This window comes from Imperialibacter sp. (assembly GCF_048007035.1).
In the GTDB taxonomy this organism is placed as follows: Bacteria; Bacteroidota; Bacteroidia; order Cytophagales; family Cyclobacteriaceae; genus Imperialibacter.
This window is the reverse complement of record NZ_CP180355.1, coordinates 3,599,092-3,619,857: the sequence shown is the minus strand read 5'-3', so window position 1 is coordinate 3,619,857 and position 20,766 is coordinate 3,599,092. Positions and strand designations below refer to the sequence as shown.

Below are 20,766 nucleotides of genomic sequence, written 5' to 3'. Positions count from 1 at the left end.
TTACCTGAGGGTAACTAATTGTTCTTTTATGAAAACTCGTGGGCAGGGTACAAAAGAGCGGTCACTTCGGTGATCCACCTTTTGTTATGATCAGAGGTTTGAGAAAAACTTACAAGCCGGAGTCCGAGCGCTGTTGCTTCGTCGGCAGCCAGGCCAATCTGGAGACCCGGGAACTTTGAAATGGGGAGCTTTACGAAACCAACGCCTGTGCCTGACTCGAAAACTGAAACATAAGGCTGAAGGTAGTCGGCGTGGCCACTGGCAAGAAGTGCATGCCCCGACGCTATGCTCGACTCATAAACGTTGGCACTGGCCCCTTGAGAGAAGGCCATGACAATGAGCAAAAACAAGGCTGCAACGCTTCTGTACATACTGTCAAATGACAACAGCAAAATTGATAATTAGTTAACGATTATTTTCAAGCGATGACCATAAATATTTTCGTTTTCTTTGAACAGGAGAAGCGCAAATTTAAGCAGCATTGTTCCCTTCGTTTTGAACCGGCAAAGACAAAAAAACAGATTGAAAGCGTTCTCTTGAATACCAAATATCGAAAGAAGGGGCGCCCAATATGGAGGGGAGGAGAAAAATGGCGGCAGGTTGCGGGTAGTTGGCTTGTGCGTTAATTTTTCTATGATTTTTGGTTACTTTTCCTTGATGAAAAGTAACAGCCTGTCCGGCTAGAGGACTAACAAGAAATTAGAAAACAAAGTCTGGATTAGAAACGAACCGCCTACATACAGGCAGTTGGCTCTAATCTACCACAGCGTAAAGGTGATTTACTGCCTTGATTTGAGTCTTTTATTAGAGCTTGAGTTTTCTCTACAATATCTAATCCCAAGAATAGATTATGCAACTCAAAGAAAAAACAGCCATCGTCACAGGAGCCACCAGCGGCATGGGCCGGGCCATAGCACTGGCTTATGCAAAAGAAGGAGCCAACGTGGTAGCCAGTGGCAGAAACGAAACGGCTGGCCGGGCGCTGGTAGATGAAATTAACGGCCAGGCGGGCAAAGCGATTTTCATAAAAGGAGATGTGGCCGACCCGGCCGTCAATGAGGCCCTGGTGAAAAGAGCCTTGTCTGAGTTTGGACAATTAGATATTGTATGCACCAACGCCAGCGACCTGGGGCTCGGCAGGGTGACAGAGCTGCCCATCGAATCGTGGCGGCTAACGCTGGATGTGAACCTGAGCTCGGTCTTCTACCTTCTGAAATATGCGCTTCCCGAAATGATGAAGCAGCCGGGTGCTTCCGTGGTAGTGAATGCTTCTATTGCGGCCTTTAAGTTCTTCCCCAATCATCCGGCCTACTGTGCTTCAAAAGCTGGCCTGGTGGCACTTGCCAGGCAGGTGGCCGTAGACTACAGTCCCAACGTACGAGTAAATATCATGTGCCCCGGCCCGGTAGACACGCCCCTGATCCACGACTCAGCAAAAGCATTTCCCGACCCGGCCTCCGCAGTTGAAAATGCAGGCAAGGCAACCCTTTTACAGCGACTGGGCCAACCCAGCGACATCGCCAACCTTGCTTTATTTCTTGCGTCCGACGCTTCTTCATGGATGACAGGAGCGGTGATTCCGATTGATGGCGGTGCGCTGACAGGAGCCAAATAGAAAGAAGAGAAGAAAGGATCCATCGCTGAACACGGAATCTCTGCCATATCGGAACGGAGATATCTTCTACTTGAACCTAAGCCTCACCGTTTACAAAAAGACACCGAGGATGGTTTATTGAAGGCCTACAGTATTCAAAACGCCTATTTCTCAATTCTTATCCGTACCTTTTTAGAATGAAATCCCTAATAAAAAAACTAATCCATTTAGCAGCGGCAGGCATTTTCATTGCCAGCCTGACTACGCCTGCCTTCTCGCAGGAAACCAAACTCACCTCCAAAGTTTACACCTGGGACGAGCTGCCAGTAGAAACCGGCAAAAACGGCGAACGTCGGCAGATTGCTGAAGGATCGACTGATCACCTAAAGTACTTAGAGCTGCATACCACGTCGGTGGGCGCTGGCCTGGCTTTTCATGCTCCGCATTCTCATGACGACGAGGAGCTGGTGATCATCAAAGAAGGCCAGGTAAAAGTAACCGTGGGCGACCAAAGCAAGGTGATGGGCCCTGGCAGCATTGCCCTGATCCAGGCCGGAGAACAGCATGGCATGACCAACGCCGGCACCACTCCCGCTACCTACTACATCATGCGCTATCACGACAAAGAGCCGCATGACGCTGCCCGTGGAAAAGCCAACGGTGGGTCACTACTAATCAGCTATAACGACACAGAAGCCAAACCTACAGGAAAGGGCACCCGCCGTGACTATTTTGACCGGCCTACCAGTGCCACGGAGAATTTCGAAATGCATGTGACCTCGCTGAACAAAGGCGAAGACAGCCACGCACCACATACCCACTTTGTGGAAGAAATCATTGTGATCATGAAGGGCAATACGCAGATGCATATCGACGGGCAGCTGGTTGACGCACCACAAGGCTCGCTTGTTTATCTGGGTTCAAATGTTCCTCATGCACTCAAGAACCTGACCGACGGAAGCTGCGAGTACTTTGCCTTTCAGTGGAAGTAGGCATAAATTCACCTTGCAATACTTTTTTAAGCTGTGATGCATCAATATCGGTATGCATTACACAGATCAATTATATCAAACTAATCAAGCCTAATGGAAGAAGTAGTAAAAAACAATTCTGGTTTTGAACAAGTAGGATCAAACGCCTCTTTGCACAGAAAGGTCATCCACCTCGACAAACTAATGATGACGGTCATAGAATTCACCAATGGCCCGATGGCTGTGCCTGACCCACCGCATAAGCATCCGCACGAGCAAATCTCGTATGTAGCAGCAGGCTCTTTGAAGCTGTTCATTGAGGACAGGGAATACCTACTGAATCAAGGAGACGTTTTCAAAGTGGCGTCTAATCTCAATCACTGCATACAGACCTTGACTGAAAAAGTAACGCTGGTAGATGGGTTTGCACCGATAAGAGAGGATTTTTTATAAACCGCCCATACATAAAAAAAGAGCCCCATGAGGGCTCTTTCTTCTTCACTTAAATTCTCCAAACTTTAATTTAGTGCTCGGCTACTGAAATCGCTCTTGGTATGCCCTGGCGAACCGCCTGATACTGCTCCTTGTTGTTGGCAGCGATATCGTAAAAGTCTTTTCCAAACATCTGCTGCGACCTTTCCTGATAGATTTGGTTAAAAGCCTCCTGGATATAAGCCAAATTCACCAGGTACTCGCTATAGGTGTCGTCGTCGTCAAAGCCTGCGCTGATTACGTAGTCGGAAGACCCTTTCTCCATTTGTCCTTTTACGAATTTATACACCATCTTTTGATTATCCATTCTCGCATTGTCACCCAGACGAATCCTCATAATTTCCATTTTCCCCTGAGCCGCAAGCTCCTCCACATCAGGTTGCTCAGGAATTCTATTTCTGGCAGCATTTTCAGGTGTAGGGGGCAACAAAAACGGCATCTCGAAACTCTTGCCGGAAACTGTTTGACCCATATAAAGAATCTTTCTGCGCTCAACCTTTCTTAGCTCAGTTTGCACGTCCCTCACGAATGCCATCGGCTGATCCCTATCCACCCTCAAAATAATGACCGCATGGTCTGATAACTTTGCCTTTTCAACTGCGGAAGCAATATCGCTGAGGTTGTAAGCCTTTCCGTCAATGCTTAGCTTGTTGTCCGCTATGCTAAAGTTCAAAGCATCGGATCTGTTGCCATCGAAGGTATATCCGTTATCCGGCAACACCGGCAAATTGACACCCGCTCCAATGTCAGCGGAAGTTTCTGCTGCCAGGCCAGACTCGGCCACTGACTCATCCATTTTTGAATTGCACTGCACAATAATGGCGCTAAAAAGCACTGTGCTTGCTATGGCCATGGCTACTTTCACTTTGCCCGACCATCCTGATTGTTTGTTAGTCATCATGGTTATTCTTTTTTTGATAAATGATAAGTTGAAATTGTGTACCAACCCGAATGAGTTGTTGCTGATCAACTGCTTCAGAAGCAAAGTCTGGTACTCAACCAAGGAATAACCCGAAGTAATTATATTCTTATCTGCTATGTATTCATGTGTAGTTTTTAGGGATTTAATCAGCTGCCAGATCACCGGATTGAACCAGAGAAAGGCCGCTAAAAGTTGAACAATAAGTAAGTCGATGGAATGCCGCTGCTCAATATGCGTTTTTTCGTGCGCCAGGATCTGCTGAAACTCCGATGAGTCCACCAGCGAATCGGCCACAAACACATAGTTGAGAAACGAAAATGGCGAAATAGGCTGCGGAAGCTTGACGACCTTCATCCCACCCAGTTTCTCATGCGGATGGTGTGCGATCACTTTCCAGATCCAGCGAAGCGACCAGAACGTTCTCGACAAACAGACCACCACCCCTATGGCATACAAGAGCAGTATCCCGCCAATCGCCAGGCGAAGCCAGTCTGCACCAGCGCCTGCCACTACGCCAGGCTCGGCTACAGCTTGCGTTGAGCCCGCAGCGCTGCGTGCTTCAAACTCCCAGGCAGCCATGGCCTCGTAGTACGATATCCTGGCCTTGCTGATTTCAGCAATGGGTCGCTCAAGTGCCGTCACTTCCGTTGGGCTGAAATCAAAACTCACCAATGGGAAAAGCAGGGAAAACGCTAAAATTCCTAACAGAAAGAAGCGATTGAGACTGAAAAAAGTCTCTTTGCGCAACACCAAAACATACAGCAGGTAGAAGAATGCCAACAAAGCACTCGACTCCAATAGATACATGATGAGCTTAGCCATTTTTCTTCTTTTTTAAGTCTTCCAGCATTTTCATTGCTTCATCCAGCTCCTTTTCGTCCAGCTTTTTGCTTTCGGAAAAAAAGTTGACCACCTGGCTCAGGGAATTGTCGTAATAATCTTTCACCAGCCTCGACAGTTGCCCCTTACTGTAGGCTTCCTTCGAAATCAGAGGATGGTACTGATGCGAATTGCCGTAAGCCGTAAAGCCTACAATTTCTTTTTGCACCAGCACCCTCACTATCGTCGACACCGAATTGTAAGGAGGCTTAGGGTCGGGATACTGATCAAGGATATCCTTGATAAAACCTTTTTCAATATCCCAGAGGATCATCATGATCTTCTCTTCTGCCTTAGTTAAAGTGACCATTGCTTTGAGTTTTGTTAATCAGCAAGACAAGCTTACAACTTAATGTTAAGTTTGTCAACTTATTTTTAAGTTATTCTATTTAATGTTAAGTTACGATAGGTGGGTTTTCGAAAAAAGCTATCGTCAATTCATTGTTTATCAACATAATACGGATTGCAAAACTTAGTTCTACGAAAATTTTCACTATTTTACAGTTGAAACATTCGAGCGCAGAATTTTCTTGTTTTCCTTAAATTCGACAAACACTACTGAGGAATGAAAAAAAAATGGAAGATAGTCGGGCTCATTGCGCTGGCAGTCTTGCTTAGCCCTATTTTATTGCTGTATCTATCGATATACAATTCCAGAGATTGCAGCCAATTCGTTATCGACAGCTATGAGCTTCATTCAGGCATAGACATTCCGAAAGTAACTTTTGTGAACTGCTATTATGATGAAAGCACTGGCACAAGAATTTCCGTTTACAAATTGACTTCAGCTATTAACTTGCAAGAATTCAAACAAGTCACCTCCAGGGACAATATCTCCCGTCTGCTTCAGGGAGAAACACTTCTGTCAACCTACGACAAACCACCCACTGCCAGTTTATATGTCGCTTCCGGAGAGAAGTGGGGTGCAAAGTGGACTTACCTCGTAGATGCCCAGTCTAAGAAACTTTGGGCTGAGTTGGCCTATTGAATACAAAAGCGACAAAAATTACCTGCTTGCAACATCGTCAGCAGGCCTTTTTCGTATTAACAAAGTGATTTTCGGAAAGTCATCGGTTGCAGCAAGCCTCCGGTTTCTATCGAAAATTCTCCACGAGATTTATTAAATGAAAGCCATCGTCACCACAAAATACGGATCACCCGACGTACTGCAATTGCAGGAACTAAAAAAGCCAGTACCTAAAGCAGGCGAAATACTCATAAAGATTCATGCCTCCACTGTGACCGCCGGCGACTGCGAAATGCGGCGGTTCGACATGCCAGCCTTCCTCTGGCTGCCGTTGCGTCTATACTTTGGAGCTTTTAAGCCAAGAATCAAAGTGCTGGGTCAGGAGCTGGCAGGTGAAATTGAGGCCATTGGCAACAGCGTCACCAAATTCAATATTGGAGACGCCATCTTTGCCCCCACCCAAATGGCACTTGGTGGCCACGCCGAGTACATCTGCTTGCCTGAGAAATATGCCATAGCACTGAAACCCCAAAACATGAGCTTTGAAGAAGCTGCTACTTTGCCAACAGGCGGGCTCAATGCCCAACACTTTATTCAAAAGGGGAATGTTAAAAAAGGAGATCGGGTGCTCATAAACGGAGCAGGCGGCTGTATCGGTACGTATGCCGTGCAAATCGCCAAGTCGATGGGAGCGGAAGTAACGGCCGTCGACGGCACTGGCAAATTGGAAATGCTATCGGCACTTGGTGCTGACCACGTGATCGATTATACCAAAGAAGATTTTGGGCAACTTGTGGCCGACGAACGCATTAAGCCCTTTGATGTAATCATTGATATTGTCGGAAAAAAATCATTTACCCGGTGCGTCCAGGCGCTGGTCGCTGACGGAGTTTGTGTGATGGGAAACCCTCGGGTGTCGGGCATGTTGAGAGGATGGATCAATGGGAAGCGCAGTCGACAAAAGGTAATAGCCGCCATTGCTCCTTATAAAGTCGAAGACCTAAACCGCCTCAAAGAACTTGCTGAAAAAGGTGAGATCAAAGCAGTGATTGACAAAACCTATCCCCTGGAAAAGGTGGCCGACGCTCACCGCTACGTTGAGACCGGAGCAAAAGCAGGTAACGTAGTTATCACGGTAAAAAGCGACCAATGAAAGCGATGGTTTATACCCAATACGGCTCTCCAGACGTGCTAAGGCCGGAGGAAGTGGAGAAGCCCATTCCAAAGGAGGACGAGGTGCTAGTAAAAGTGCATGCGGCATCTCTCAACTCATGGGACTGGGACAGGCTCACGGGGAAGCCCCGTATCTACAGGCTGTTGAGCGGCATCGGAAAGCCAAAGCTCCCCATCCTTGGTGCCGATGTGGCCGGCGTGGTGGCAGAAACCGGGGCCAAAATCACAAAGTTCAAGCCTGGCGATGAAGTCTTTGGCGACTTGTCTGCCGGTAAATGGGGCGGCTTTGCTGAATATACCTGCGCAAAAGAAACAGAACTGATGATCAAACCGGCTTCCATGACGTTTGAAGAAGCCGCTTCCATTCCTCAGGCGGGGTGCATGGCTTTGCAAGCACTGACAGAAAAAAGAACGATCCAACCAGGAGACGAAGTGCTCATCAATGGCGCCGGTGGCGGCGTTGGCACTTTTGCTATTCAAATTGCTAAAAGCCTGGGTGCATACATAACGGCTGTGGATTTGACAGAAAAACACGCTATGCTGCAGTCGCTGGGCGCAAGCCGTGTGATCGATCACACCAAAGAAGACTTTACTAAACAAGACAGGCAATATGATTTGATCGTCGATGTGATAGCCACCCGGTCGATATCGGACTACAAAAGAGCCTTAAAACCCGGCGGGGTATATACTATGATTGGAGGCCGTCTGGGCACCATTTTCCAGGTGGGCTTATTGGGAGGCCTTGTATCAACAAAGGAAAAGCGACTAAGTATTCTTATACAGCAACCAAATAAGCCCCTGGGTGCTTTCATCAAATTATTTGAGGAAGGCAAAGTCAAACCGATCATCGACAAAGTGTATCCATTGGAGGAACTGCAGGAAGCGTTTCAAAGAATTGGTAATGGAAGTGTAAAAGGCAAAGTAGTCATCACTCTTCACGCCGGGTAAGTCATTTGGATGTAAACAATTGGAGGGGTCGCTTCAGTGAGAAAGCTTCATCTGCTCTTTAATGCTCTAACTTAGGGCCTCCTATGACTTCATTTCTTTGAAAATTAACGAGTGAACACCTGGCTAAATGACACAGCAAGAAACAATATCAAAGCACGGCAACAACTCTTTTTCAGACATTAAGAAACGAGTGTATGATGAGTGCTTACTTCATCTCTCGAACCTGCAAATGGAAGACGAGAGTAAGGAGTATGGTGCTTGCACTTTTACGGTCAACTCCTTAGTGGTGATCGGCAGGGACGCCAAACAAACGCCGAAAAAAACGGGGCAGTTCGTCACTATCTGGAAAAGAATGGACGGTGGCCCTACCCAGCCATTTAGCGCTTCGGACGCATTTGATTTTTTTGTCATCAACACCAGAAAAGGAGATCACTTTGGGCAATTTGTTTTCCCGAAAGCAGCACTAATAAAGCATCGGATTGTCTCTCAGTCCTCGACAAGGGGGAAACTCGGGATGCGTGTCTATCCTCCGTGGGAGTTGGCGGAGAGCAAGCAGGCAATGAAAACGCAGGGCTGGCAACTGGAGTTTTTTCTCCGCATTCCCAGGGACAGCACCGTCGATGTTGAACGAGCAAAGTTGCTCTATGCTAAAACGCCCCTTTAAAGTCACAGCAATCGGTTATAGAAAACAGTTTTAAGGTTAAATTGGGACGACATGTCACGCATTCAACTTTCTCCCTTAAACACAACCCATGCGCCGTTCATTATTGAACTCGTCAACTCCCCTGGCTGGCTGGAGTTCATAGGCGAGAGAAATGTAAAGAGCCGGGAAGATGCCGAAGCCTACATCCGTAAGATTGAAAGCAATCCAGCTATTGACTACTGGATTATTGAACTGGTCACCTCCGGGGAGCCGGTCGGTATAGTAACGCTTATACAACGAGACTACCTGCAGTCACCCGACATCGGGTTTGCGTTGCTTCCTGCGTTTGAAAAACAAGGCTATGCCTTTGAAGCCGTTTCGCTATTTCTGAACGACTTCTTCAGCGTTTCGGCAAACAAAGAAGTTCATGCTATTATCCTGGAGCACAATCGGTCATCAATTCAACTCGTCCAAAAGCTGGGCTTTGTGTTCGACGATGAAATTGAGGTGAATGGCGAGAAGCTTTCGCTTTATTCAAAAAATTTGACCTGACAAGGCTCAAAAAGTTGGCTGCTTCCGGGCAAAATCCTGCTGCTCTTTTTAAGTTCGTGAGGTGAAAGGAGTAGGCACCAAATGGCGCTGCCTACGGATAACTTAAGAATAAAATCATGTCGAAGGGGTTTGTTGAAGACCAGCATTTCAAAGGAATCAATTTTTCGGAAGAATCATTGGAGGGCACCGATTATGAAGCCTGCCACTTCTCCAACTGCCTTTTCACGGGAGTCAACCTCTCGCACATCAATTTTATGGAATGCGTATTTGAGAATTGCGACCTGAGCATGGCAAAGCTAGGTAATACATCATTCAAAGATGCCACCTTCAAAGGCTGTAAGCTTCTGGGTCTCCGTTTCGAAGACGTGAATCCTTTTCTGTTAGCACTGAGTTTTACTGATTGTCAGCTTAACCTTTCTTCGTTCTTTAACCTTAATTTGAAGAAAACAAGGTTTGCCAATTGCGGCATGAAAGAAGTTGATTTTAGCGGTGCAGATCTGTCACTGGCCGTGTTCGACAACTGCGACCTGCTTGGGGCTGTATTTGGCAACACCATGCTTGAGAAAGCAGACTTTCGGACCGCCTTCAATTACTCGCTGGATCCTGAAGTTAACAAGATCAAGAAGGCGAAGTTTTCCCTATCGGGTTTGCCCGGCCTGCTCGGCAAGTACAATATTGACATAGAGTAGTTTGCAACGATAATCCTTCGCCAGGAGTCCTCGCTTCGTTAACCGGCTGTCAACCTATGAGAAAAAACCTACTACCTGCCCTTGGACTGCTACTCGTCACTCATTTTGCAGTGGGACAAAAGGTGTATCAATATGCAGTGCCTCCTCAGCAAATGGACGGATGGGAGACGGAAAACCTTTTGCAGGAGATAGCAGATACCACGCTGCTATTTAATTTCTTCAACAAGATGATCAACGAGGATCATCAGGTGCACAGCATCCTGTTGGTGAAAGATGGAAAGCTGGTGCTTGAAGAATACTTTGGAGAATACAAAGCTGACCAAACTCACGACCTGCGCTCTGCCACAAAAAGCATCCGTTCACTTTTGGTTGGTATTGCCAAAGATAAAGGCTTTATAGAAAGTGTTGACGATCCCATCTCGAAGTACCTTAAAGACCTGAAGCCTGAAAAGAACCCAGACCCAAGAAAAGAACAAATCACTATTCGGCACCTGCTGACAATGAGCACCGGCCTCGACTGCAACGATTGGGATAAATCCTCGAAAGGTCAGGAAGACAAAGTGTATAAGAAAAAGGACTGGTTACAATACACCCTTGATTTGCCCATGGTACGAGACCCCGGTGATTCGGCTCTTTACTGTAGCATGGGTGTTGTATTGGCGGCGGAGGTAGTGAGTCAGGCCTCTGGCATGTCTATCGACGCATTCGCTGAAAAGTATTTATTCACTCCTCTGGGTATCGAAAACGTGCAGTGGGGCCACACGACCACCGGTCGGGATATAATTCCGTCCGGCAAGCGGCTGTACATGACTTCCCGTGATTTTGCTAAAATCGGGCAGCTGGTCATGAACCATGGTGCCTGGGGCGATCAGCAAATAGTATCTACCGACTGGATACGACAAGCGACAGAAAGACAAACCAACCTAGCCGGTCTGGACTACGGTTTTCTGTGGTGGAGTATTCCGTTCCAAATAGGCGACGAACTGAAAAAAGAAACCGTCGCAACAGGAAACGGAGGGCAATACCTCATGCTGTTCCCTGAACTGAACCTAGTAGCTGCTTTTACCGGCGGCGCATATAACTCTGACGACGACAAGTTCCCTTTTGCGATTATGAACAGGGTTTTGTTGCCACTTTTTATCCAGCCAAGCCACAAGTAGGACGTAGAATTGTCCCTAGTCTTCCTTTAAATATTTAACCGGATTAGCTGATGCAGCCCTGATGGCCTGGTAACTCACCGTCAGCAAAACTAAAGTTGTTATCACCGCTGCTGTAAGTAAAAACACTGTCCACGAAATATCAATCCTATAATGGAATTGATCGAGCCAGTCACGAAGGAAAATATAAGCCAAAGGCAAGCCGATCATAAGGCCGCCAGCAATCCAGGCAGAAAAATCCCGTACGATCAACAACACGATATTGGACATTTCTGCACCAATTACTTTGCGGATGCTGATCTCCCGGCGTTTTCGTTCTATCACAAAAATGGTCAGGCCGTAAAGCCCAAGCACGGCAATAAGTATGGAGATAATGGTGAACAACCCGACGAGCCTGAGAAACCGCTGTTCTGAAGTATAGAGCTCAGCCATGCTGTCGTCGAGAAAATTATAGGTAAATGAATTTGTGGCGCCGAGTGTACCCCATTGCTCTTCCAGCACTGACAAGTGGTTCGAGATGTCTGCCATCTCCATTTTGCAGACAATATATCGGTGCACCGGATTTTCAGCAGTACGGTGAAAAATAAGCGTTGGCTTGATCTCTTCCCGCATCGATTCGTAGTGAAAGTTCTCCACAACACCTACCACGTTCAGTCGGTTCTCACCAATCAAGATAACATTTCCCTCTGCCTTATCGAAGCCGAAAGCCTTCGCAGCCGCCTCATTGAGGATCACGGATCCCCGCTGGTCACCTTCCGAGTCTGGAAGGAAATTGCGACCGCCCGTGAGCTTTATGCCCATTGTTTCAAGATAGTTGGCATCCACATAGGACATCCCCATCCGCAGCGGATCGCCTTCCCATCCCTCGGGCCTCACAAAGGTGAAGCCAGCGACCCAGTTGGAGGGGATGGAATAGGACAAACTGGCGGATTTCACAAAGGATTGCGCCTTCACCTCATCTCTGAACGTCTTCAGGCGTCGGCTGGCTTCTTCACGATCGGTGAAATCTCTGCGAGAGGCATTAATGATCACCACAGCGTCCTTCTCGAATCCCATTTTAGCCGACTGCATATAGGTCAACTGATTGCGAACAATAAGGGCACCTGTTACCATAAACACGGCCAGCGAAAACTGCACAACAACCAGCCCGTTTCTAACTTGCCTGCCGCCTTTCGTCTTGAAAATGCCTCTGATCACCTCCAGTATGCTGATTTTCGATAGAAAGAAGGCAGGGTAACTTCCACTCATCAATCCCAGCAAAAGGACAAACCCTGCTACAAAACCGACACTCAGCACCGGCGGCCCAATTTGTGAAAAGGCGATTTCGATATCAAAAAAGTCGTTGATCAATGGCATGCACAAGGCAACAATACCAATCCCCGCCAGCGTGGCAAAAAAGCTCAAAACGAGGGCTTCTACCAGAAATTGGCCTCTTAGCTGTCCACTGAAAGCTCCCAGCACCTTTCGCAACCCTATTTCCTTCGCCCGGTGCACCGAATGCGCTGTAGAAAGGTTCATGAAGTTGATGGCTGCCATGAACAGGATGCCAAGAGCAATGAAGATAAGTATTTTCGCATCCTGCTGGCTTCCCAAAAATGTGTTATAATATTCATCGAAAGGCAGGAGCTTGAAATTTGTCCTGCCAGCTATTTCTTTGTCCCAAATCTTTTCAACAAAAGCAGGAAAGGCATCCAGCAGTACATATTGGGAGGTGGGGTCATCCAGCATCACATAGTTATCAATAAAGCTTCCTCCCCATAAGTTTTTTACCCCTTCATAAAACGGAAGGCTTTCAAACGCAACAATCATATCAGGTTCTAGCGAAGAGTTCTTGGGCCAGTCCTTCAAAACAGCCGTTACTTCGTAGCGAATGGTGCTGTCCTCTCCTGGATAGTAAACACTTAGCTCCCGCCCTACTGCCTGCAGACTGCCAAAGTATTTTTCGGCATATTGATTGGAGATAACCAGGGCATTGGGGCTCGAAAAAGGGTTGGTTGAATTTCCTCTCGCTACTTCAAACGAGAACATTTGCAGAAACTCAGGGTCAGCAAAAGTGATTTCTTCCTCGATATATACTTCATCCTTTTTCACTTTTCCAGTCATTCCATACCTTCTCGAGCTGGCCACTACCTGAGGGTACTCCTCTTTAATCATCGACTTCATAGGTACCCAGGTGTCGTAGGTTGGCTGAATTCCATTGGGAGTAATGCGCTCTTTGTAAAGCATAAAAATACGGTCCTCGTTGGTATGGAAATCGTCAAAGGTGAGAACCTGCCAGGCATACATGAAAATCATAAGGGAGGCTGCCACACCGACTGACAGGCCGAGGATATTAATGACGGAATAAGCCTTTCGCTTGTAAAGGTTTCTGAAGGCGATTTTGAGATAGCTACCGAGCATCATGGTATTGAGGTTAAAGTGATAAAAAGGTTTTAGGTGAGTGAAGCGCAAGGAAAGCAGCGCTTCAAGGACAAACTTGAAAGCCGCCTTGCGATGACCCTTCTCCTCCAGGCGCCAATAGTAGGCCTCATGCAGGTCGCCCAGCACCTCATCAACGTAGTCGGGCCGACAGGCCCATTGCAGCAGTCGTTCAGCCCAGCGTGGTGGATGTGACAACTGCTTTCTCACAATGGCGAAAAGTTAAGTTTGGGAACAAGGCCCCACATCCGGGTGCGGTTGTCCTGCAACGACTTGGCTACCTGAAAGCCCTTGCTTGACGCTTTGTACATTCGTTTGCTCCGGCCACCCCTTTCCGCAGTTGCCTCACCCATATACGACGACACCAGTCCTTTGCTCTCCAGCCGCTTCAGCACCACATGAATAGCCGGAAGCGAGATAGATTGACCCAATTGCTTTTCATACTCCTGAGCAATGTCGACCCCGTAAGTTTCCTGCTTCATCAGGAGCAGAATAAGGATCATTTCTTCAAGCACACCGAGCTGTAAGTTCATTAGATTAATATTTGTTTAAGTAACGAATACGAATATAATTAATATTTGTTTAACTAATTACTCTTGTGTTCCTCAAAAACGCTCAGAAGATTACTGGCTTACTAATGCATTTAATCATCTCTTCCAGGCCTAACTCACTGACGTTCATCATTGAGCGGTGAAATTAATCTCCCGAAATTGGCTACGGTTAAATACAAAAAATATGAAAGAATCAATGCAACGAAATGCGCCCAATGGAGCTGTTTACGGCCTCGGATTTATCGGTGCTGTCATTTACTACATCTCCAACGCTACAGGCTTCTGGATGGGCGTAGTTGGATTTCTGAAAGCGATGGTGTGGCCAGGCTTTTTGGTGTACGAAGCGCTGAAAGCATTGGGCGCCTGAGAAAATAAGAGACATTGTTATATTGCACCTTTACACTTAATGAAGGAATGGATATTGCAATTAGCCAACACAACGGGGTCGACATTGCTGAAGTGATTTCCAATGAACTGACCATAAAGGATGCACAAGACGCTCTTGATGTGTTGGCCAACTGTTCTTACCAGGGAGCCGACAATATCATTTGGCATGAGAAGAATATTGCAGCCGACTTTTTTGACCTGAAAACCGGCCTGGCCGGTGAGGTGTTGCAAAAGTTTTCCAACTACCGGGCAAAGCTGGCTATTGTGGGTGACTTTTCGAAATACGAAAGCAAGGCGCTGCGAGACTTTATCTTTGAAAGCAACAGGCAGGGGCGGATTAGCTTCGTTGCTTCAGTGGACGAAGCGAAAGAGAAGTTGAGCAAATAGGCTAGGTAGGCAAAGTCTATTCTGTTTTTCTCTCTTCGTCGAGCTTGCCTTTGATCACCTGCACCTGCTGTAGCAGTTCGTCCAGCTTTTCTCTGCTCAGGTATTCGCCATCATTCACAACAGCAAAAATATCCTGCGTGGCGCTGATGTCTTCCAAAGGATTGCTGTTAAGGATCACCAGATCGGCCTCCATGTCAGGAGCAATGCTCGCCAGCTTGTCCTGCACATTAAAAAACTTCGCTCCATTAATCGTAGCACTTTGCAAAATCGTGAGTGGCTCAAGCCCCGCCTCCTGAAACAGCACCAACTCTTCGTGAAGCGACTGCGCAGGGTACACAAAAGTGTTGAGTGCGGCGGCATCGCTGCCTGCCAGAATAGTAACGCCCGCTTTGTGCAGGTAAGGCAACTGCTCAGCAATGAGCTGGTAGCGGTCTTTTCTTCCCTGTTTCTGCTCAGGAGTTTCGCCAGCCATTCTGTCGATTCTCCACTGGTATTTGGACGTAAACCTGTCCGTCAGATACTTCAGATAGGCATCGCTTTGGTGGTCATTTTCATCAAGGTAGGCAAGTTGCTTTCCTCCAATAAGTGTCGGAGTCACCGCCACACCCAGCTCGGCCAGCATTTTGTACCGGGTAAAGGCACTGTCCTGGTTAAAAGTGCTGCTGTACACCTCCCCAGCCTTACTTCTCGCCAGCTTCCCTGACCGGACGCTATCCACAATGCCGCTGTCATCGCTACCAAGCCTTAGCATGTAGCTGGCGTGCTCTATGGCAGAAAATCCCGCAGTCGCCAGTTCCTCGACCGACAGGTCATAAGGAACATGTCCTGTGACTTTATAGCCACGCTTTTTTGCTTCCTTCACACTTGTCAAAAACAGATCACCGGGCAACGTATTTTCCGTGATTTTCACAAAGTCCACATTGTATCCATCAAGCTTGTCCAGCATTTGCCGGAGCTCTTCTTCATTGGCTATTTCGAGGTCGCCTTTCCAGATGGAATTGATCCCTTCCAGCTTCCTACCGGCTGTGAATATCTGTGGCCCAAACAACTGGTCATTGTTGATGGAATCCCTCCAGGCAAGCACCAACTCTCCCAAATCGCTGGCGCAATCCCGCACTGTCGTAATTCCATAAGCAACGTACAGCGGCAGCAGCGCCCTGTTATCCTCCACAAGGTCTTCCCTTTCAATGTGCACATGCATGTCCCAAAGGCCGGGGATGACATACCTGCCCCCGGCATCAAAAACATCATCCTTTCCTACCAAAGCCGACAACTCACTGCCATCTCCAATACTTACAATTTTTCCACTGTCGATTAAGAGAGCTTTATCCTCCGCTATCTGCCCGGTAGCAACATCAACAACATGGGCATTGGTAATAAGAATGGCAGTGCCCGATACATTTGATTCTGTAGGCTTACATGCGGCGAAAACTGCAACAACCAGCAGAAAAATGAAGACAAAAGGATTTTTCATTTGACAATATCAGTGAATCAAATCTACAAATCACTCTGGTAGAGAAAAGATCATTTGTCCGTTTGGTTCCTTTACCTGTTCAACGGCCTCGAATTGTCGACAAATCAGCCTTTTTTGGGTTACAGCGACCGAAGGCCAACGTTTACCAGTAAACAACTCCAGGGTAGTTGGCAACAATTAGGCTAAGCGTTAAACGGACGTCGTCCAGCTAGTGTTAACCAGGATGCTAACCCAATCAGCAAAATTGTGTGCGCCGCCGCCTGCAAATGCGATAGGAATAGCCATTTCTACGGCCTTTCGGGGAGATCTGAAAAATTTAACTTTTCCTTAATACTCAAAAGTGTTTCTCAATATCATTTAATCGTAATATTGCAATGTACAAAACAAATATTAAAGGGATCGGAGCAGTCCTGCATGACATGGTCATTGTTCTACTGAATGTACTCTGAGCTTTATTTGTGCTTGCGTCCCCAATTGTCAGCCATGAAAACCCTCATAGGACATTCCAGAGATGGGCTGAAATTGGATAAGCAAAAAAAAGAACCATTCAGGTAGCGTCTGTTTTCCAACCGGCAATGGCCTCTTTCTAGAAGGAATTTTTTTTCAACTCATTAATCGTAACATAGCAATAAAACGAATTACCCCCATTTCATTTAACAACTCATGAAAAAGCACCTATCAGTATTTCTTATCATCACTTCACTCTTCCTGATCGCCGTGAATGTTGACGCACAAAAGCTCGACAAAGATTTGGTTCGATATTGCCAAAACCTCACTACAGTAATGGTTGAAATTTCAAACGAACGCAAAGAAACGCTCCGGGAAATTGGAGACTACCTTGCCGGTGAGTTAATAAATGACAACAAAGCAAACCTGATCATCATTTGTACCCACAACTCCAGAAGAAGCCACATTGCCCAGATTTGGCTACAAACTTCCGCCACATACTTCGGCATCAACGGAATCAATGCATTCTCCGGTGGCCTGGAGGTAACCGCCTTCAATCCCAACGCTATCGACGCTTTGAAAAGAGCCGGCTTTGCTATCAGTAATGTGCAGGTAAGCGACAACCCAGTCTACACGGTGTCTGACGGTGTCAATAAAACCATCTCCTACTCCAAAAAATATAGTGATCGACAAAACCCCTCCGAAGACTTCGGCGCTGTAATGGTATGTTCCGATGCAGATCAATCTTGTCCACTAGTGGCAGGTGCCTCAGAAAGGTTCTCACTCCCCTACGAAGACCCAAGGTACTACGACGGCACAGCTTCGCAAGACATAAAGTATGATGAAACAGTTCGGGAAATCGCACTTGAGATGCTTTTTCTGATGGAGTACACCAAGAAAAAGCAGATAGCCCAAATAGAGGCTGTGAGACAGTAGATACGTGAGAGCCTTAACACGAAAGCGATCCTAGGTCGGCAGCTTGCTTTCAAGTTGTTTCACTGGCTAAGCGACTCCTCGTAAGGGATTACTCTTTTTGGAACTGACAGATCAATCCATTAGCTTTTAGTTACAAAAAACCGATCATGCAAACCATACTCGGAGCCAACGGTGCCATTGGCACAGAGCTCGCCAAAAACCTGACTTCATATACCAAAGACATCAGGCTCGTCAGCCGCAACCCAAAGAAGGTCAACGAAAAGGACATCCTTCATCCGGCTGACCTGACAAAACGAGACGACGTTTTTGAAGCAGTGAAAGGCAGCGAGGTAGTGTACCTCACCGTGGGCTTCAACTATGACATTAAAGTGTGGAGAGCAGTTTGGCCGCCGCTGATGAAGAATGTGCTGGATGCCTGTGAAGAGTATGGCAGCAAGCTGGTTTTCTTCGATAATATTTACGCCATCGGGAAAGAATATATCCACCACATCACGGAAGACTGCCCGATAAGCCCATGTAGCAAAAAAGGAGAAGTAAGGGCCGAGGTCGACAGGCTGGTGCTCGCTGCCATGGACAAAGGAAAAGTGCCCTCTATCATTGCTCGAAGCGGCGATTTCTTCAGCACCATGCGAGGCACCAGCATGATGATGATCATGGTGTATGACAACCTCATCAAGGGGAAAAAAGCGCAGTGGTTTTGCAACGCAAAAGCAAAACATTCGATGACCTACTGCCCCGATGCAGCAAAAGGCACCGCCATGCTGGGTAACACGCCAACAGCTTACAATCAAATCTGGAACTTACCCACGGACAAAAATGCATTGACGGGGGAAGAGTGGGTGAAGCTATTTTCGACTATCATGGGCACTTCCGACAAGTATCAGGTGCTTCCCGGTTGGGGAATAAAGGCCCTGGGCATTTTCATGCCTATCATGAAAGAGCTTCATGAAATGAGCTATCAGTTTGCATCGGACTACTTCTTCGACAGCGCCAAGTTTGAAAAGTTCTTTAACTATACGCCCACCAGCAATGAAGATGCGGTGAGAGAGACGGTGGCAGCGCTGAAAAATATCAAGGGATAGGTCGCCTAAGAATAAATCAACTCAAAAGCACTCTGGTACGCATCGGCGGCCGTGCAATGCTCCACTAACTGGTTGTAGAAATTGTTAGAGCCGAGTGTGGCAGAGTCCCCTATCATGATGAGTTGGCGTCGGGCCCTGGTCATGGCTACGTTGGTACGGCGAATGTCTTTGAGAAAGCCGATCTCACCATCTTCATTGGAACGGGTGAAGCCAATGAAAATACTGTCTCTTTCCTGCCCCTGGAAGGAATCGACTGTGTTCACATCAATCAAGTCCATTAGCTCTTTGCTAAGTCCCTTCTCCAGCAAAACCTCTCTCAGCAGTTCAATCTGGGCTTTGTAGGGTGCAATCACGCCAAATGTAATTTGGTTCGAAAGCACATACTCTTCGCCGATGGTTTCAATATTGGCAAGCAACTGATCGATCAGCAACCGGCCTTCCTCATCGTTATAGGTACTTCTCGATTCGGGATTGACCTTTTCCTGATAGCCGCAACCAGCGGTATCGATGAACTTCATAATGGCCACATTTGGCAGGGCCTCTCTATCAATGGCAGAAGGAGCAGCTTGCAACTTATCGTTGTAGAAGAATTTACTGGGAAAAGCCATGATCTCTGGCTTCATCCGATACTGTTCTTCCAGCATCACATCAGTGGAATGATAGCCAACGTTCTTTTGAAAAAGGGTGTTCTCAAGTCCTTCCCTGGCCGCCTCAAACGACTTTACCGTAGGCGGCAACTGCTGGTGATCGCCAGTCATAATCACCCTGTTCGCTTTCAAAATAGGAATCCAGCAAGCAGGCTCCAGGGCCTGCCCGGCCTCGTCAATGAAGACAGTTTTAAACACCCGGTCTTTCAGCAAGTAATGATTACTACCCACCAACGTGCAGGCGATTACCTGGGCATTGTCGAGCAGCGAACTGGTGATGTAGTTCTCCAGCATGTCGGCCTCGCCCCTGAAGCGGCCAGCTTCCTGCAGTAAAAGTTTTCTCTGCTGGCGCTCCGCATGGCCAAAGTTTCGTTTGTATTTAAAAGCCACATTTCGGTACTCCTCGTACTTCTTGCGCACAGTCCGCAATTCCTTGAAGCTATCGTGTGCGGCTATACGGGCATCGAGGCTATTTTCTATTACTCTGTTGGTTACTCTGGCCGGGTGGCCAAGTCGAAGTACATTGATGCCTTCCTCCGCCAACTTTTCTACCATCACGTCCACCGCTGCATTGCTTGGTGCCGTCACCAGCACCTGCTTTTCCAGCTTCACCACTTCCTTCACCGACTGAATGAGCGTGGTGGTTTTCCCTGTCCCCGGAGGGCCGTGGACGATGGCCAAATCCCTGGCCTCTATTATTACTTCAAGGGCCTTGTTCTGAACGGCGTTTAATGAAGGCAGCACTGGCGCAAAGGCTGGCTCCCGCTGTGGCGACTTTTTGCCCAGTAAAATCTCTGTAAGTTCAAATAGTCTCCCGGCTTCTTGTCTACCCAGCACTTTAAGCGTTCGCTCCATTTCCCTGTAGGAGGCTTCATCGAACATCAGGTCAATGCCCAACTTGCCATCATTGATCCAATCAGGCAGGTCATCGTCGTTCAGCACGATACCCATCTTACTTTTGCGCACATACTTAATCACACCCGTGATGGCACTACTGCCCTTGTCCTTTTCACCAGTGTTCGCATAAAAACTCACCGTGCCACCACCCTGGAACATATGGGCTTGCTCCAGGTCTGTCGTTTTCTCCAGCTCCAGCACAATCTTTTCGCCCGTGCCAATGTGGTGTGAGTTCATCACTACCGGATACCAGCACACCCCCGATTTCTTCTTCTCAGGAATAGCAGTGTAGAGGATTTTGTCTTTGTACTGCTGAAGGTCTTCCTGCCATTCTTTTTTGAGGAGAGATATGAGGTTAGTGAAGTAAGATTTGGTGTCAGTCATTGAAACGGGGTTGAGAGGGCAAAAGTAGTGAAATACAATAAGGTGCTTAAACAAAACACCAATTGGAATTGGTCCAAATTCTCGCATACATCCAAACAGCAATAATTCTCCCGCAACGCAACTAACAGTATTTTTTACATGTCATTTAAATTAAATTCCTAAAAAAAAC

General features: G+C 47.2%; 21 protein-coding genes. 14 read left to right on the top strand and 7 right to left on the bottom strand.

Going from position 1 to position 20,766, the window contains the following annotated elements:
- Nucleotides 1-26 precede the first annotated feature (26 nt).
- On the bottom strand, nucleotides 27-371 hold the full coding sequence (locus tag ACMVP2_RS15475) for a hypothetical protein (RefSeq protein ID WP_416864175.1): 345 nt from the start codon (nucleotides 369-371) through the stop codon (nucleotides 27-29).
- 479 nt (nucleotides 372-850) lie between these two features.
- Between ACMVP2_RS15475 and ACMVP2_RS15470 the strand changes: the two genes are divergently transcribed.
- From ACMVP2_RS15470 to ACMVP2_RS15460, 3 genes are all read left to right on the top strand, one after another.
- Nucleotides 851-1,615, top strand: a complete 765-nt coding sequence (locus ACMVP2_RS15470) for an SDR family NAD(P)-dependent oxidoreductase (RefSeq protein WP_416864174.1) — start codon at nucleotides 851-853, stop codon at nucleotides 1,613-1,615.
- A gap of 176 nt (nucleotides 1,616-1,791) precedes the next feature.
- Nucleotides 1,792-2,586, top strand: coding sequence for a cupin domain-containing protein (locus tag ACMVP2_RS15465; protein ID WP_416864173.1), 795 nt, complete (start codon nucleotides 1,792-1,794; stop codon nucleotides 2,584-2,586).
- 93 nt (nucleotides 2,587-2,679) lie between these two features.
- Nucleotides 2,680-3,018: a cupin domain-containing protein gene (locus ACMVP2_RS15460; RefSeq protein WP_416864172.1), complete on the top strand. Its 339-nt coding sequence runs from the start codon at nucleotides 2,680-2,682 to the stop codon at nucleotides 3,016-3,018.
- A 70-nt stretch (nucleotides 3,019-3,088) separates the two neighbouring features.
- Here the strand turns inward: ACMVP2_RS15460 and ACMVP2_RS15455 are convergent, their stop codons facing one another.
- Nucleotides 3,089-4,801, bottom strand: a complete 1,713-nt coding sequence (locus tag ACMVP2_RS15455) for a M56 family metallopeptidase (protein WP_416864171.1) — start codon at nucleotides 4,799-4,801, stop codon at nucleotides 3,089-3,091.
- Nucleotides 4,794-5,168, bottom strand: coding sequence for a BlaI/MecI/CopY family transcriptional regulator (locus ACMVP2_RS15450; RefSeq protein ID WP_339793902.1), 375 nt, complete (start codon nucleotides 5,166-5,168; stop codon nucleotides 4,794-4,796). The genes ACMVP2_RS15455 and ACMVP2_RS15450 overlap by 8 nt, the downstream gene beginning before the upstream one ends.
- A gap of 255 nt (nucleotides 5,169-5,423) precedes the next feature.
- On the opposite strand from ACMVP2_RS15450, the gene ACMVP2_RS15445 reads away from it, so the two are divergent.
- The 7 genes from ACMVP2_RS15445 (at nucleotide 5,424) to ACMVP2_RS15415 (ending at nucleotide 10,990) form a co-directional block, all read left to right on the top strand.
- Complete coding sequence (locus ACMVP2_RS15445; RefSeq protein WP_416864170.1) at nucleotides 5,424-5,846, top strand: hypothetical protein; 423 nt, start codon at nucleotides 5,424-5,426, stop codon at nucleotides 5,844-5,846.
- A gap of 136 nt (nucleotides 5,847-5,982) precedes the next feature.
- Nucleotides 5,983-6,978 carry an NAD(P)-dependent alcohol dehydrogenase gene (locus ACMVP2_RS15440; protein WP_416864169.1) on the top strand — a complete coding sequence of 332 codons (996 nt, stop codon included), beginning with the start codon at nucleotides 5,983-5,985 and terminating at the stop codon, nucleotides 6,976-6,978.
- Nucleotides 6,975-7,946, top strand: a complete 972-nt coding sequence (locus tag ACMVP2_RS15435) for an NAD(P)-dependent alcohol dehydrogenase (protein WP_416864168.1) — start codon at nucleotides 6,975-6,977, stop codon at nucleotides 7,944-7,946. Before ACMVP2_RS15440 ends, ACMVP2_RS15435 begins: the two co-directional genes overlap by 4 nt.
- A 127-nt stretch (nucleotides 7,947-8,073) precedes the next feature.
- Complete coding sequence (locus ACMVP2_RS15430; protein WP_416864167.1) at nucleotides 8,074-8,610, top strand: MepB family protein; 537 nt, start codon at nucleotides 8,074-8,076, stop codon at nucleotides 8,608-8,610.
- Nucleotides 8,611-8,661: 51 nt separating this feature from the next.
- Nucleotides 8,662-9,141, top strand: coding sequence for a GNAT family N-acetyltransferase (locus ACMVP2_RS15425; protein WP_416864166.1), 480 nt, complete (start codon nucleotides 8,662-8,664; stop codon nucleotides 9,139-9,141).
- Nucleotides 9,142-9,257: 116 nt separating this feature from the next.
- Nucleotides 9,258-9,830 (top strand): pentapeptide repeat-containing protein, encoded by a 573-nt coding sequence (locus ACMVP2_RS15420; protein ID WP_416864165.1) that lies wholly within the window; start codon nucleotides 9,258-9,260, stop codon nucleotides 9,828-9,830.
- Nucleotides 9,831-9,886: 56 nt separating this feature from the next.
- Complete coding sequence (locus tag ACMVP2_RS15415) at nucleotides 9,887-10,990, top strand: serine hydrolase domain-containing protein (protein ID WP_416864164.1); 1,104 nt, start codon at nucleotides 9,887-9,889, stop codon at nucleotides 10,988-10,990.
- Between the two features lie 15 nt (nucleotides 10,991-11,005).
- On the opposite strand, the gene ACMVP2_RS15410 is transcribed toward ACMVP2_RS15415, so the two are convergent.
- Nucleotides 11,006-13,615 carry an ABC transporter permease gene (locus ACMVP2_RS15410; RefSeq protein ID WP_416864163.1) on the bottom strand — a complete coding sequence of 870 codons (2,610 nt, stop codon included), beginning with the start codon at nucleotides 13,613-13,615 and terminating at the stop codon, nucleotides 11,006-11,008.
- Nucleotides 13,612-13,938 carry a PadR family transcriptional regulator gene (locus ACMVP2_RS15405; RefSeq protein ID WP_339786547.1) on the bottom strand — a complete coding sequence of 109 codons (327 nt, stop codon included), beginning with the start codon at nucleotides 13,936-13,938 and terminating at the stop codon, nucleotides 13,612-13,614. Before ACMVP2_RS15405 ends, ACMVP2_RS15410 begins: the two co-directional genes overlap by 4 nt.
- Nucleotides 13,939-14,140: 202 nt before the next feature.
- On the opposite strand from ACMVP2_RS15405, the gene ACMVP2_RS15400 reads away from it, so the two are divergent.
- Both ACMVP2_RS15400 and ACMVP2_RS15395 read left to right on the top strand, forming a co-directional pair.
- Nucleotides 14,141-14,323, top strand: coding sequence for a hypothetical protein (locus ACMVP2_RS15400; RefSeq protein WP_151997242.1), 183 nt, complete (start codon nucleotides 14,141-14,143; stop codon nucleotides 14,321-14,323).
- A gap of 47 nt (nucleotides 14,324-14,370) precedes the next feature.
- Nucleotides 14,371-14,730 carry a DUF4180 domain-containing protein gene (locus ACMVP2_RS15395; protein WP_416864162.1) on the top strand — a complete coding sequence of 120 codons (360 nt, stop codon included), beginning with the start codon at nucleotides 14,371-14,373 and terminating at the stop codon, nucleotides 14,728-14,730.
- A 16-nt stretch (nucleotides 14,731-14,746) separates the two neighbouring features.
- Here the strand turns inward: ACMVP2_RS15395 and ACMVP2_RS15390 are convergent, their stop codons facing one another.
- Nucleotides 14,747-16,204 (bottom strand): amidohydrolase family protein, encoded by a 1,458-nt coding sequence (locus ACMVP2_RS15390; protein WP_416864161.1) that lies wholly within the window; start codon nucleotides 16,202-16,204, stop codon nucleotides 14,747-14,749.
- A 663-nt stretch (nucleotides 16,205-16,867) separates the two neighbouring features.
- Between ACMVP2_RS15390 and ACMVP2_RS15385 the strand changes: the two genes are divergently transcribed.
- Together ACMVP2_RS15385 and ACMVP2_RS15380 are read left to right on the top strand one after the other, a co-directional pair.
- Nucleotides 16,868-17,587 (top strand): protein-tyrosine-phosphatase, encoded by a 720-nt coding sequence (locus tag ACMVP2_RS15385; RefSeq protein WP_416864160.1) that lies wholly within the window; start codon nucleotides 16,868-16,870, stop codon nucleotides 17,585-17,587.
- A gap of 146 nt (nucleotides 17,588-17,733) precedes the next feature.
- A complete protein-coding gene (locus ACMVP2_RS15380) occupies nucleotides 17,734-18,669 on the top strand; it encodes an NAD-dependent epimerase/dehydratase family protein (RefSeq protein ID WP_339786566.1) in 936 nt (311 codons plus the stop codon).
- Between the two features lie 5 nt (nucleotides 18,670-18,674).
- On the opposite strand, the gene ACMVP2_RS15375 is transcribed toward ACMVP2_RS15380, so the two are convergent.
- Entirely contained in the window at nucleotides 18,675-20,597 is a 1,923-nt protein-coding gene (locus tag ACMVP2_RS15375; protein ID WP_416864159.1) for an IGHMBP2 family helicase, read from the bottom strand.
- Nucleotides 20,598-20,766 lie beyond the last annotated feature (169 nt).

What these genes read in the sequence shown, in the direction of transcription:
- ACMVP2_RS15475 (WP_416864175.1), bottom strand. Translation starts at nt 371, where the DNA reads ATGTACAGAAGCGTTGCAGCCTTGTTTTTGCTCATTGTCATGGCCTTC.
- ACMVP2_RS15470 (WP_416864174.1), top strand. Translation starts at nt 851, where the DNA reads ATGCAACTCAAAGAAAAAACAGCCATCGTCACAGGAGCCACCAGCGGC.
- ACMVP2_RS15465 (WP_416864173.1), top strand. Translation starts at nt 1,792, where the DNA reads ATGAAATCCCTAATAAAAAAACTAATCCATTTAGCAGCGGCAGGCATT.
- ACMVP2_RS15460 (WP_416864172.1), top strand. Translation starts at nt 2,680, where the DNA reads ATGGAAGAAGTAGTAAAAAACAATTCTGGTTTTGAACAAGTAGGATCA.
- ACMVP2_RS15455 (WP_416864171.1), bottom strand. Translation starts at nt 4,801, where the DNA reads ATGGCTAAGCTCATCATGTATCTATTGGAGTCGAGTGCTTTGTTGGCA.
- ACMVP2_RS15450 (WP_339793902.1), bottom strand. Translation starts at nt 5,168, where the DNA reads ATGGTCACTTTAACTAAGGCAGAAGAGAAGATCATGATGATCCTCTGG.
- ACMVP2_RS15445 (WP_416864170.1), top strand. Translation starts at nt 5,424, where the DNA reads ATGAAAAAAAAATGGAAGATAGTCGGGCTCATTGCGCTGGCAGTCTTG.
- ACMVP2_RS15440 (WP_416864169.1), top strand. Translation starts at nt 5,983, where the DNA reads ATGAAAGCCATCGTCACCACAAAATACGGATCACCCGACGTACTGCAA.
- ACMVP2_RS15435 (WP_416864168.1), top strand. Translation starts at nt 6,975, where the DNA reads ATGAAAGCGATGGTTTATACCCAATACGGCTCTCCAGACGTGCTAAGG.
- ACMVP2_RS15430 (WP_416864167.1), top strand. Translation starts at nt 8,074, where the DNA reads ATGACACAGCAAGAAACAATATCAAAGCACGGCAACAACTCTTTTTCA.
- ACMVP2_RS15425 (WP_416864166.1), top strand. Translation starts at nt 8,662, where the DNA reads ATGTCACGCATTCAACTTTCTCCCTTAAACACAACCCATGCGCCGTTC.
- ACMVP2_RS15420 (WP_416864165.1), top strand. Translation starts at nt 9,258, where the DNA reads ATGTCGAAGGGGTTTGTTGAAGACCAGCATTTCAAAGGAATCAATTTT.
- ACMVP2_RS15415 (WP_416864164.1), top strand. Translation starts at nt 9,887, where the DNA reads ATGAGAAAAAACCTACTACCTGCCCTTGGACTGCTACTCGTCACTCAT.
- ACMVP2_RS15405 (WP_339786547.1), bottom strand. Translation starts at nt 13,938, where the DNA reads ATGAACTTACAGCTCGGTGTGCTTGAAGAAATGATCCTTATTCTGCTC.
- ACMVP2_RS15400 (WP_151997242.1), top strand. Translation starts at nt 14,141, where the DNA reads ATGAAAGAATCAATGCAACGAAATGCGCCCAATGGAGCTGTTTACGGC.
- ACMVP2_RS15395 (WP_416864162.1), top strand. Translation starts at nt 14,371, where the DNA reads ATGGATATTGCAATTAGCCAACACAACGGGGTCGACATTGCTGAAGTG.
- ACMVP2_RS15390 (WP_416864161.1), bottom strand. Translation starts at nt 16,204, where the DNA reads ATGAAAAATCCTTTTGTCTTCATTTTTCTGCTGGTTGTTGCAGTTTTC.
- ACMVP2_RS15385 (WP_416864160.1), top strand. Translation starts at nt 16,868, where the DNA reads ATGAAAAAGCACCTATCAGTATTTCTTATCATCACTTCACTCTTCCTG.
- ACMVP2_RS15380 (WP_339786566.1), top strand. Translation starts at nt 17,734, where the DNA reads ATGCAAACCATACTCGGAGCCAACGGTGCCATTGGCACAGAGCTCGCC.
- ACMVP2_RS15375 (WP_416864159.1), bottom strand. Translation starts at nt 20,597, where the DNA reads ATGACTGACACCAAATCTTACTTCACTAACCTCATATCTCTCCTCAAA.